General features: G+C 47.2%; 10 protein-coding genes. 5 read left to right on the top strand and 5 right to left on the bottom strand.

The genetic code is table 11. The features are described from left to right. Positions 1–1,688: 1,688 nt before the first annotated feature. The 4 genes from BIZ37_RS04340 to BIZ37_RS04325 all read right to left on the bottom strand — a co-directional run bounded on the left by BIZ37_RS04340 (position 1,689) and on the right by BIZ37_RS04325 (position 8,022). Positions 1,689–1,832: a hypothetical protein gene (locus BIZ37_RS04340; RefSeq protein WP_187460468.1), complete on the bottom strand. Its 144-nt coding sequence runs from the start codon at positions 1,830–1,832 to the stop codon at positions 1,689–1,691. 131 nt (positions 1,833–1,963) lie between these two features. Then, positions 1,964–2,128 carry a hypothetical protein gene (locus BIZ37_RS04335; RefSeq protein WP_187460467.1) on the bottom strand — a complete coding sequence of 55 codons (165 nt, stop codon included), beginning with the start codon at positions 2,126–2,128 and terminating at the stop codon, positions 1,964–1,966. A 429-nt stretch (positions 2,129–2,557) separates the two neighbouring features. After that, entirely contained in the window at positions 2,558–6,310 is a 3,753-nt protein-coding gene (locus BIZ37_RS04330; protein WP_187460466.1) for a translocation/assembly module TamB domain-containing protein, read from the bottom strand. After that, positions 6,307–8,022: an autotransporter assembly complex family protein gene (locus tag BIZ37_RS04325; protein WP_187460465.1), complete on the bottom strand. Its 1,716-nt coding sequence runs from the start codon at positions 8,020–8,022 to the stop codon at positions 6,307–6,309. Before BIZ37_RS04325 ends, BIZ37_RS04330 begins: the two co-directional genes overlap by 4 nt. Positions 8,023–8,196: 174 nt before the next feature. Between BIZ37_RS04325 and msrA the strand changes: the two genes are divergently transcribed. Beyond that, positions 8,197–8,829, top strand: a complete 633-nt coding sequence (gene msrA, locus BIZ37_RS04320) for a peptide-methionine (S)-S-oxide reductase MsrA (protein ID WP_187460464.1) — start codon at positions 8,197–8,199, stop codon at positions 8,827–8,829. On the opposite strand, the gene BIZ37_RS04315 is transcribed toward msrA, so the two are convergent. Next, a complete protein-coding gene (locus BIZ37_RS04315; RefSeq protein WP_107299646.1) occupies positions 8,826–9,035 on the bottom strand; it encodes a DUF1107 domain-containing protein in 210 nt (69 codons plus the stop codon). The two genes, msrA and BIZ37_RS04315, sit on opposite strands and share 4 nt — an antisense overlap. A 272-nt stretch (positions 9,036–9,307) precedes the next feature. On the opposite strand from BIZ37_RS04315, the gene BIZ37_RS04310 reads away from it, so the two are divergent. The 4 genes from BIZ37_RS04310 to BIZ37_RS04295 form a co-directional block, all read left to right on the top strand. Then, entirely contained in the window at positions 9,308–9,859 is a 552-nt protein-coding gene (locus BIZ37_RS04310; protein ID WP_187460463.1) for a YtfJ family protein, read from the top strand. Positions 9,860–10,290: 431 nt separating this feature from the next. Then, entirely contained in the window at positions 10,291–11,067 is a 777-nt protein-coding gene (locus tag BIZ37_RS04305; RefSeq protein WP_187460462.1) for a DUF2796 domain-containing protein, read from the top strand. Between the two features lie 49 nt (positions 11,068–11,116). Beyond that, positions 11,117–11,806, top strand: a complete 690-nt coding sequence (locus BIZ37_RS04300) for an ABC transporter ATP-binding protein (protein ID WP_187460461.1) — start codon at positions 11,117–11,119, stop codon at positions 11,804–11,806. After that, a partial coding sequence (locus tag BIZ37_RS04295; protein WP_187460460.1) for an ABC transporter permease occupies positions 11,806–12,334 on the top strand: 529 nt, incomplete at its 3' end. The genes BIZ37_RS04300 and BIZ37_RS04295, both read left to right, overlap by 1 nt.

Raw genomic sequence — 12,334 nt, 5'->3', positions numbered from 1 at the left:
GCGCGAGAGGTCAGTTTTTAATAACAAAATCCGCTATTTAACATATTCAAAGATTATGTGTACCTAGATTTGTCTTCTCGGTTTAACACAGAATTGCACTTTTTTGTGACTGGTCTATTGTTGTTATGAGGTATGTGCGCGCTTCGCGACAGTAAACTAATAAACTACTATGGTAAATAATTGTTACAGCACTCAATAAACTAGTATGGAATTACCCATGCATCCTCGCTAAGAGGAAGCACTACCTTTTGTAAAATATATTTGGAGAACAAATATGGTAACAATTACTATCATCATCGAATTTGGCAAGAAAGCTGTAGAATTAATGCGCCTTGGTCGATAGATGAAAATGCTGTAACAACAGTAAGCAAAGGCCTGGCATCTGCCAGGCCTTTTTATTTCCTGAATGGTGCAACTTGGCGAAACACGTCTCGGGGCAAAGATGAGTCAGCATAGGTCTTTGTGGCTCGAAGCTGGGCAAATATTGGTTGTCAGTATATACAGATATAATCAAGGCTGCGTGTTATACAAAATAGAAATTCCTTTATCTGCATATCATCCGGTCGCTGCGTGAGATTACGTTTCTACAGCAAGTCTCAATGCGTCGCTTGGATACGTTAGGGAAAGATAATGTGCCGCCTGGTAAGCCACGGGTTTAAATAATTGGGGCCAGCCAATACTGACCCCTTTTAGTTATAGTTGTGTAATTTCGATGATATAGATCAGCACTGGTATCAGCACCGCTAGCAATTTTAGGATATCTAAAAACAATACCATGATCGCCTCCGTAGTTAGGGAGACTATTAACCAACAGTTGAGTCCATTGGGTTAATGTCTCGGGTTGAAAGACAGATAGTGTTCGAGAGGCACTACCACAATTAATGATGACAAATACGCCAACATTTCATAAACTGCTAGTTGAGTCCATTGGGTTAATATCTCAATGTGCGTCGGTAAGGGAATGAGACCCCCTTACTGATGTAGATAGCTGGCCTGAGAAACCACCTATCAACACATCTAAGCCGCTGAAAAAGCGGCTTTTTTGTACCCTACTTTCAAAACCTGCAAAATTAAAACCTTCTTTTCAAAATCATTATACCGGAGTTACATGCGATTCCATCTATCAATATAGCGTTCATAAGAAAAAGCTTGCCCCTTGACCGAATAGAGCCGAAAGAAATCGCAAGTACCTATTCGGAAACTGTCTCTACACATTTCCTGACAACAATTAATTTCTTTCCCTGAGGACACTATACCAGCTAAAAATCATTTTTTTTGAACAGCCATGGTTTTATTCGTTCATTCCGGTAAACATACCGCCACCCCTGCCCGACAGTCCTTCCCTCTATCTATAATTATGCTAATCCGACACTGTCGCTTTTCATTACCCTTATCACTTCCCCACAGGTCGGTTCTGGGTCGAGGGGCTGTACACCTGCCATTTTTCTAAATTTCTCTGGGCTCACGCTGCTCTGAACCTATCCGAAGGGTAATCATTCTGAGGGCTATTAAATATAAACGCTTATAATTAATGAAACTGTTGGACATATACGTTTCAGCGACTTTGTATCGCGGATAGACTGAAAGGTGATTCGATTTACATGAAGTTGCTAAGCTAACGAACGTTAGTCTAACGTTCGTTAGCTTAGTGAAGAATTTTGGTTTTACGACCTAGGCTCTCAGAAACGTTATTGGTAAGTTAGCGTCAGTGCAGTAGCGTCTTCATCACCAACCAAATCAACAACCTCACTGTATTTAGTAGCCTTGCCATGTACATGTATATGAGCCCGGCCATCAAAGCTGATTAGCCACCACTTTGACTTACTGAACACAATGAATAACTCATCAACCCGATACCTTAGCTTTGAGCACTGGATGCATGTCAGTTGCCCATTCTCCTCAAAGGTTTGACGGTACAGCCTACAGCCACAACAGAAGTCATTAGTGCTTTTGATATTGGTAATCATGACAACCGGATATCCCGTTCAGTGATGGACAGGAGCAACGATACAGGGTCTTCTTCGGACTCACCGGCAACAACACGGTTAGCAATAGCAACCCTAAGTTGCTCAATAGAAATCCCTAGCTGTTTCGCTTTTGCAGTCATTAGAATTTCAAAATCAGTCATATAAGCACACCTATCTATTATCACTCAGATAACTGTATATCCATACAGTTTAGAGATAAAGTTTTTTTAGCCTGTTTAGTGCGATGCTGTGTTGGAAGGGGAAGAAAAAATGAATGACAGAGGTTGTTCTACAATTTATCCAGGAACCCATGGGCATTTGCCGGTGCAGACGACTTCCTAATATTGGCGACAGATTGTCGCCAATATTAGGGTTAACAAGAGTTGTTGCTAGACTTACTAACGTGCAGGTTTGGCAGGACTAATACACTTGGATAGAGATGAATTCCTCTAAAATCACTGGCAGTACACTTTTGGCAGAGGAAAATGAGGAGCAAGCTACCGTTTTAGCTCACTCACTCACTTTAAAACTGCCAATTTTGACTCTCACAAAGAAGCGTAGACAAAGACTCTCACTCTACTACCTATCCATTAGTTAAATTCAAACTGGTACAGCAAGTCCGCAGCACTGTCCAAGCCAGAGACAACTTCCACATACAGATCTTTCATCAGGCGGTAACGCACGGTAAATTCTGGGATAGAGTTGAAAATCCCTACCCCATATTTCACCTGAAGGCCAGGGGCAATGTAGCCACTGATGGTCACTTGGGTATCATCTCCCGTACCCGCAGTATCGAGCGCTAGGTCCTGGACACCAAAGGCTTCACCTACATTCCCCACCAGCTGACCACTCTGAGCCAAGCCCATAGTCAATAAAGTGGTTGCCATAGCATCGCTGTTATCGCCCGACTCACTGTCCAGATCCCTACCCCGTAGTATATAAGACAGCGCATTTTGTTGTGGCATGGCCGGATCCGAGAAAATATCAACCCTCGGCTCATCAGCAGGGCCTGTAACCCTAAGTCCTGCAATCACATCATCTTCGATATTGTTAGGATCGCGAATTGCCTCTATCGACAAATAAGGCTGGTCGGCAGGACCATTGAATAAGATTTGTCCTTTTCGGATCACCAATTCCTGGGCAAATGAGCGGTAGGTACCGTCCCTCAGATTCACCTCACCGTATACCAACGGCCCTTTTTCATCCTGACGGACATTAAGATCCCCCACAAGATCGGCCTTAAGCCCAAACGCTGACAACTTAACATCATTACCAATTCTGACCAGCACATTGGTCTTCACATTGAACGGGATGGGTTTATCCGTCTCTATTGGCTGTAGATCATCGTTCAGCAATATCTCATCATCCGATACCGACACGGCTGATTCAGGCAGTTGGTCAACGGTAATACGCCCCCATGGGATAGCAACACTACCGGTGATTTCAGCTTGTTTCGGTGATGCCTTAATTGTTAAATCTGGCGTTACCTTCACCGCAAGCAAAGGTGGTACTGTGACTTCGAGTTCACGGCCATTAACCCCAAGCTGACCACGCCAATCCGCTAAATCCTGCCAGTTACCATCACCGGTAATATTGAGCTTGCCGTCCGGTGTCACCACCTCACCGCTAAGCCGTGCCTGATAACCACTGAAAGTCGCGGTAATATCCGCTTTATCAACATCAACTGGCACGGTGCGTCCCGAAGCCTTCACGTTACTGACTTTGAGCAAGCCGTTCACCGCTGGATGCATCACAGGCCCCGTCACCGAGATATCAGCATCAACCTGACCATCGAAAGTGTGGTAGTCCATCATTAACGGTTTAAGGAAACCAAGCATGAAACGATCCAGTTTCAAATTGGCATCTAGCTGCTGCTCACCACTTAAAGGGGTAACCTTGGCGCGACCACTCAAGTCACCATTGTTTCGAATGGCAAATAACCAATCAGCATTCAGGGTATCTTGTTTCACCTCTGCGTTGATCGTTACCTTATCCCAACCAACAGTGACGGGCTCCAGATCTGGGTCTTCCTGCTGAGTCACACTGCCTGCGGGTAAAGTGACGCTGGCTTTAACATAGGGTGCTGACTTCGGCGCCCATGCTACTTCAGCCTGTGCGCCTGCACTACCTTTCAGCGTGACGGTATCCGGTAGATATGGCTCCAGCATCGCGAAATCAACATTACTGAGCGATACATTGGCACGGCCGCTGGCCCCTGCTTCCATATTCTGGGTCAGACATAAAGCCGCCCTATCCCTGTCTTGTTTCCAGCAATGTGCAGCAACACTCGCTAGTTGCTTGTCAAAGCGGTAACCAATGGCTGTAGAACGATCAAGCTTCCATACCCCCAGTTCGGTATCAATCTCCCCTTGCTGGAGAGCACCACGCCATCCCTTGTCCCTATCGAGCTCCCCCTGAAGGCGCAATGCCGTGCTAACCGGTTCTGCATTCACATCCAGCACTAACTGATGCTGCTTTTCACTTCCTTGGAACAATAGCGAAAGATCGTTGAGGGTAAACGTGTCATAACGCCCTCCCGATGCGGTTAGGCTGACATCAGCATCCAGCAGCGGCATCGGGGTGATCTCCCCTTTCAAAGTAAGTTTCTCTAGCGAAGCCAACTCTTCCCACCCTAAAGCTTCGCCAACCAAATCAACATCCAGATCTGGCTCTGCCATTTTGCCTTTCAACTGCACGCTGCCCAGAACACTCCCCCTTAACCCTGGCAGGGACTGGGACAGATCAGGGGCATTAATTTCCGCAGCCATATCCCAAGTTTTGGTCAAGCGGCCCTTAGCTGAAAAGCCATTTGGACCATGTTTCAATACCAGCCCTTCAGTATCGAGCTGGATGTCGCCTTTTCCGGAGGTATCTTTTGCCGAAAGCTGGCCATTAAGATCAAGCTGCTGCTCCATCACCTCGCCATCAACCACCAGCTCCGGCAGTTCAACAAACCAACCGCCTTGTTGGGTTAGCCCACCGGACGTCTTTAGCCTACCGTTCAAGTCACCCGGTACATCCTGCCATTCCAAACCTGGTTGAATATGGCTGAAGGCAAGTTCCCCCTGCCAGCTCACCAAATCTTTCCAACTGGCCTTGGCACTGCCCGAGATATTGCCTCCCAAGGTATCGACACTGAGACGGCTCAGCTCAACATTCTCAAGTGTTCCCTTTCCGACAAGTTCAGCACCAACGGCTGGCATCGGCTTGCCATCAATCTGGCTAGCCAAGGTAAAGCTGTATCCTTCAAGGCTGCCTTTTGCCGTCAACGCCGTCTCTTTAACCTCAAAATCGGGTTCGCTATCAATTGGCCATTGCAGATGCTGGCTATCAAGCGAGAGTTCAAACGGCAAGCTCGGATCCAATGGCGATAATTGACCTTTCAACCAAGCATCAAGCGTCCCTTTCACCCGGGCATCCAATATCAAATTAGCCACACTGCCCTCGGCATTGAGGACCAAATCATGATTGGCGACGGGAGCTATATGAATGGCAGCATCAGCATCAAGTACCAACGGATAGTCGCCCGCCAAAGTCACCTTGGCATTGGCTTTAAGATCTGCCTGCGGCGCAGACACCTCAAGCTTCTCCACCGCAACATCGCTGCCCTTTGCCGAAGCAACCAGCTCGAGCTTTTGCACGGTCTGGGGTGTTTCCCCATGAAGGGTAAAGTCTTCAATGGTAAAGCGTTGGATCTCGACGGATAGAGGAATGAGCACTTCAGGCAGAACGATCGGCTCAGGAGTCTCCTTCTGGGGCTCTGTAGCCTCAGTGGGATCTGTTTCTGCAGAGGCCAGTGTAAGATCTATCTTCTGCCAATCAGTCGGCTTGAGGACCAGCTTATCCCCCACCATCTCTGCGGCACTTGAGAAGTGCTGCCACCCGACTTGGTTACCCAATACATCAAGCTCAATATCATCAAGCACCAAGCGAGAAAGCGTGATAGGAATAGGCAGACTGATCTCGGTGACCGGCTCCGAAGGCGCTTCTTCTTCGGCATCTTCCTGCACAGGGGGAAATTGTGGCATCGAGAAGCGCACCCCGCTCACCGCAAGATTGGAAATACATACTGCCGGGGTCAGCAGGCAGCTATCTTCAATGTCCAAGGCCAGTTGCGCCAGTGAAAGATCGATGCTGTCATCATTATAAACAACCTGTTCAAGGGAAAATCCATTCAACAAGCTACCTTGGGATCCACCAATACTGAGGGAAGGCAGTGCTTTCTGCGCACCCCACACAGCAACTTTGATCCCTGCAGGGGTATACAGCAATGCTGCAACGGCAATCACCAATACCATCAACAATGCCAACAAGGCGATGGCTGAGCGCTTTACCCAAATCATATTTCTGGCCCCAATACAAAGTGGAGCTGGAACTTGTCTTTTTTCTTGTCCAGCCCCCAAGCAAAATCAACACGGATAGGTCCAACAGGCGATGCCCAACGAACGCCGACACCAGTACCTGCTACCCACTCGGGGCTATCATTCCAGGCTGAGCCATAGTCGTAGAATACCGCTCCCCACCAATCACCATATACCCGGTATTGGTATTCAAGCGTGGAAGTCACCATATACTTACCACCTTCCCTGAGGCCTATTTCGTTACGAGGTGAGATTGACTCATAGCTGTAACCTCGCAGGCTGTTATCCCCCCCGACAAAGAAGCGCATCGAGGGTGGGATATCTTCCAATCTATCTGCGATGACGGCACCACCATCTAGGCGCAACAAGCCACGGTGGTTCTCCCCTGAACTGCGTATCCAGGCCGATCGCCCACGAAAGCGTGTCAAGCGAGTATCAGAACCCAAAGCAGGATCTGAATACTCGATAGATATCAACTGTTTGTCCCCCCAGGTTGGCATTGCACCACCTCGAAGCCGCGTTTTGTCATAGCTGATCCCAGGGATCACCATAGTCAAATTTCCGCTTTCAATTTTGCCCTGGGTATAATCTTCATAAAGCAAACGTAATGAAGCGATTCGTTTCCATCCTGACTCCAAACGCCAATGACGCTCGACGGCCAAGTTAGTTTCGGTACTGACCGTGTCATGGTTATCGACATAACGGATCCCGCCAACTATTTGGTAATAGTCATTCAACACATCATCGAGCGGGATTTTGTAGGTTGCTTCAATCTTTGGCTGAATTTCTGACAGTTCGGTTTTAATGCTCAAACTGTGGCCCTTGCTGTTTAACCAGGGTTTGCGCCAGTTGAATTTAAGACGTGGACCGACATCGGTCGAGAAACCGATACCGGTTTCAATTTGGTTTTTTACTTGTGGTTTAACGACGACACTGACAGGGATTTCATCATCCTTGATCTCGGCAAGTTCACCACCAACAAAGATGGACGAAAACCAACCGACATTGGACAAGCGCTGGTTAAACTCCCCCAATGTAGAGGCAAGGTATGGGTCACCTTTCTCATAAGGCATTAACGATTCTAGGCGATCAAGTTCAATCTGGCTGCCTTCAAAAACGGTTTCTCCAAAGTTATAGCGTTGGCCAGATGCGTACTCGATAGTAATAAAAGCTTCGTTACGGCTTGGAGCAACCTCCATTCGGCTCACTGTCAACTCGCCATCAAAGTATCCTTTTCGAATCGCTAAGCTCGTTAGTGAAGACTTCAGTGATTCATACTTTCCATGATTGAGTGTTTGCCCCAACCCCAACCCACTTGTGCGTACCAAGGCTAAGAAATCAGGGTCATTTTTAGCCATCCCAGTCAAAATAATATTACTGCGGGCGATAGTGGTTTTGGGGCCAGCATCAACCTGCACAATCAGCTCTCTGCCATCTTCAGCTTCGGAAAAGCTAATTGTGGGGTTATAGCGCCCTAATGCTTTTAGTGCATCGCGGATCTCTCCCTCAAGCTGCTCGCGAAAGCGCAAGGAAGTACTGTAATCTTGTTCTGGTATCGCAGACACATAGGCATCTACATTGTCCTCAAGGCTTCCTTTTAACCCTTTTATTGTCAAAGAGGTGGCGGCTGAAGCCGGTATCGCAACGGTGAGCGCAAATGTTGCTAGGCCATACCGCAAAAAAGGTATCTTCATTCTTATTTACTTCATTGGTTAGCGCATTATTTTTTTATCTTTGTGCATGGTTAATTTTGACAAAGCACAGCCCTAACTGCCAATCTTTTGCTGTGAAAATCTGCTTAAGTTGATTGTCTTCGCTGTTTCCTCTACTTTGAACAAAGTCAGTGACTGCAAAATAAGGAAATAACCATGTCGTCAGCCAAGCAAACCTTACCAACAGAGAGCCAAGCCTTGATTGGAAGGGCTACCCCCATCATCCCTTCTATCCCCCATGCAGTGAATGGGACACTATTAAATGACGATATCCCGAGCAGTATGGAAGTACTCACTATCGGAATGGGGTGTTTCTGGGGTGCAGAAAGACTGTTTTGGCAGCAGGAGGGAGTTTACAGTACCGCTGTTGGATACAGCGGTGGATTAACGCCAAACCCAACCTATGAAGAGGTATGTACCGGGCGAACAGGGCACAGTGAAGTCGTCAGGGTAATATTTGACCCGAAGCAGATAAGCTTAGAGGCCCTACTCACTCTATTCTGGGAAAAACACGACCCCACCCAAGGTATGCGCCAAGGCAATGATATTGGTACCCAGTACCGCTCAGCCATTTACACCTACTCAGACGAACAGTTTCAGGCGGCAACAGAGAGTAAAACCCGTTATCAGCAGGCCCTGAAAAGTGCCACAATCACTACCGAAATCCTGCCTGCCGGTACATTCTATTTCGCTGAAGATTACCATCAGCAGTATCTTGCCAAAAACCCCAATGGCTACTGTGGACTAGGCGGAACTGGCATCTGCATGCCCCCGCAGCACCAAGACTAGACGGCCTCAGCACTAAGGAGCTGGATCTCCCGGTTAACTTCGCTTAACACATTCAGCGCCTTGGTATCTTGTCTTTTTGGCGGCAGCAAGCGTCCCCGGTCAAATTCATAAGCCCCAACACCGATAATGAACAATCGGCCTCGGAAGTAACTTTTCACATAGCGTGCGACTTGGTTTGGTCGATATTGTTTGAATACTCTTAACATGGTTCCCTCACAAAATTACTATTAATATAGACCTTGAAAACAGCCAGATGTTTCCTTTTTCCAAGATTGCCTAATTTATAAGAAATTAAGCAAGTTACTTGCCAGTTAAGCAGTGTTTAGCTAGCTTATTCTCACCCCGCAAGGCAACTCACCGTTTTACGCACTTTGTTTTATATTTTCGTGATAAAGTTCAAGGCTTTATAAACTGGTTAAACCAGCTCGCCATCACTAATCTAAGATAATGGCGCGTCTAATAAATAATGGAAATAAAGATGAATAAGAAGCCAATCTTCGCCATGCTGGCCATGCTGCTACCGGGTACAGTATTTGCCCATAACCTCTCTGTCGGAGAAGCACTTCCGAATGCAGTGGTTGCAGATAAAGGTGAAATTACTCTACAAGATGACAAAATTGTCTATCAAGATTGGAACAGCAACCAACTTGCGGGCAAGGTAAGGGTGATCCAAGCTATCGCCGGCCGCAGTTCGGCCAAGGCAATGAATGCCGATCTGATGACGGCTATCACTGCAGCAGACTTCCCGGATGATCAGTACCAGACAACCACCATCATCAACCAGGATGATGCTATGTGGGGTACAGGAAGCTTCGTTAAATCATCTGCTGAAGACAGCAAAAAGGAATTCTCATGGTCTTCCATGGTCCTCGATGCCAAGGGGAGCGTCCATAAATCGTGGCAACTCGCCGCAGAAAACTCAGCCATCATTGTTCTCGACAAAGATAGCCAAGTCCTTTTTGTCAAAGAAGGTAAACTGACAGAGCAAGAGATTAATCAAGCACTTGAGCTAATAAAAAGTAACCTTTAGGGTGACTTAACAAACCTTAAATAAGAAATAAAATGATAATGGAGGCCATATTCTAGCAATAGTAGTAATGTTATATTATTACACCACATGGATATGGCTTTTTATTTTATCAAAGTGAACCTTGCGCAGCGTTGGACACCGAGACCAAACAATTTACTGATAAGTCCGAACATCATCGGGCCAGTTACTGTATTGCACCAACTTGATGCACTTGTTAACTATCTCTGCACCAATGGCAACTCGGTCTACCACAACCTCCTAGGCCATACCGCCCTACCGGCGGTACATAAAAAGCCTTTATCTACCGTTTTCATTTCAGAACCCGACCTAGGCTTTCTGCAATATCTCTCCTCAATCGCACGTTCACCTCCAGTGCATTGAGTGACTTTAATCCAATACATTTTATTCATTGACTTATTTTTGGGGTAACCATGCGTTTAAATCACTCTCTTTCACCGATTGCTACTTTGTTCGTCACCCTCGGCTTGGCCGCTTCAGGCTCTGCAGTTGCAGACGACCACTTCCGTCAACATGATGCCCATGTCCATGGTGTGGTTGAAGTCAATATCGCTCAGGATGGCCAAGACTTATTAATGGAAATTCACGCCCCAGGCGCTGACGTGGTTGGCTTTGAGCACGCTCCCCAAACTGACGAGCAAAAAGCGGCGGTCGAAAATGCGATCGCAAAACTAAAAGCACCAGATTCAACTTGGATGCTGACTGCCAATGCAAAATGCCAATTGGTAGAAAGCCAAGTTACAGAAACGCTATCCTCTGGTTCTAGTGACGGTCATGACCATGACAAGCATGATCACGACGACCACGGCCATGACCACGACAAGCATGATCATGACGACCACGGCCATGACCACGACAAACACGATCACGACGACCACGGCCATGACCACGACAAGCACGATCACGACGACCACGGCCATGACCACGACAAGCACGATCACGACGACCACGGCCATGACCACGACAAACACGATCATCACGACCATGACCATGACCATGACCATGGTGCACACGGTGAGTTCTCAGCACAATACACTTACAAGTGTGACAACATTGACCAGCTAACAGATATTAATACTCAGTGGTTTACTCAGTACCCATCAACTGAAAGCATCACGGTCAACGCTATCACCGATAAAGGCCAGAAAGGGGGTTCGCTAACTTCAGCCACTACCTCTTTCCGTTTCTAACTTCCCAGTAACCCAAATGGGGAAGAAATTCCCCATTTCAGGACAGACCATGAGCATCATTGAGATCCGCGAACTCACATTCCAATGGCCCCGCCAAGCCACTCCCTTGCTAGATATCCCCTCCCTCATCATCAACAAGGGAGAAAAAGTCTTTATCAAAGGTCCCAGTGGCAGTGGCAAATCAAGCCTACTTGGCTTACTAGCTGGAATTAATGAGCCAACAACCGGCACGATAGAACTGCTAGGCCAACCATTTAGCCACCTGAAACCAACGGCCAGAGACCGTTTCAGGGCTGATCATATTGGCTACATATTTCAAATGTTCAATCTACTGCCTTATCTGTCAGTAATTGATAATGTCCTGCTACCCTGCCGATTTTCCGAACTTCGCAAAAAACAAATAGACGGAAGCCTATACCAACAGGCGAAGCAACTGCTTACCCAACTGCATTTACCCGCAGAATGCCTAAGCCGCCCGATCAGTGACCTCAGCATTGGTCAGCAGCAACGTGTTGCCGCAGCCAGGGCGCTGATAGGCAAACCACAACTGTTAATTGCTGACGAACCAACCTCAGCCCTCGACCATGATAACCGAGAGGCCTTTATTCAATTACTCATGACCGAGTGTGACAAATCGGAGACGACACTACTGTTCGTCAGCCACGATGAAACATTAGAAGCACTCTTTGACCGCAGCATCAGCCTCAACACAATCAACCAAGCTGCGAGGGGACAGTAATGACCGCCATTTTCCGCCTTGCTTGGCAAAGCCTAACGAACCGCAAGGCCACTGCAGTATTAACCCTATTGACCGTTGCGATTTCAGTAACCTTACTACTGGGCGTAGAGAAAGTCCGAACTCAGGCTAAGTCCAGCTTTGCCAATACCATCTCAGAAACAGATCTCATCGTGGGTTCACGCTCTGGCCAGGTCAACCTGTTGCTGTATTCTGTTTTTCGAATCGGCAATGCCACCAATAACATCGACTGGAAGAGTTTCCAAGAGATCAGCCAGCACCGCTCTGTAAAATGGGCGATCCCGATTTCATTGGGAGATTCACATCGTGGCTTCCGTGTTATTGGTACCAATGGTGATTATTTCAAGCATTATCGGTATGGCCAGAAACAGCCCTTACAATTAGCTCAGGGAGAGGTCTTCGATAGCTTGTTTGAAACGGTTATCGGCTCTGACGTTGCTAAAAAGCTCGATTACAAGATTGGCGATGAGATAATTATCGCCCACGGTATCAGCGACCAATCCTTTAACC

The sequence above is a fragment of the Photobacterium sp. BZF1 genome (genome assembly GCF_014349205.1).
Lineage (GTDB): Bacteria > Pseudomonadota > Gammaproteobacteria > Enterobacterales > Vibrionaceae > Photobacterium.
This window is presented reverse-complemented; position numbering and strand designations above follow the sequence as displayed.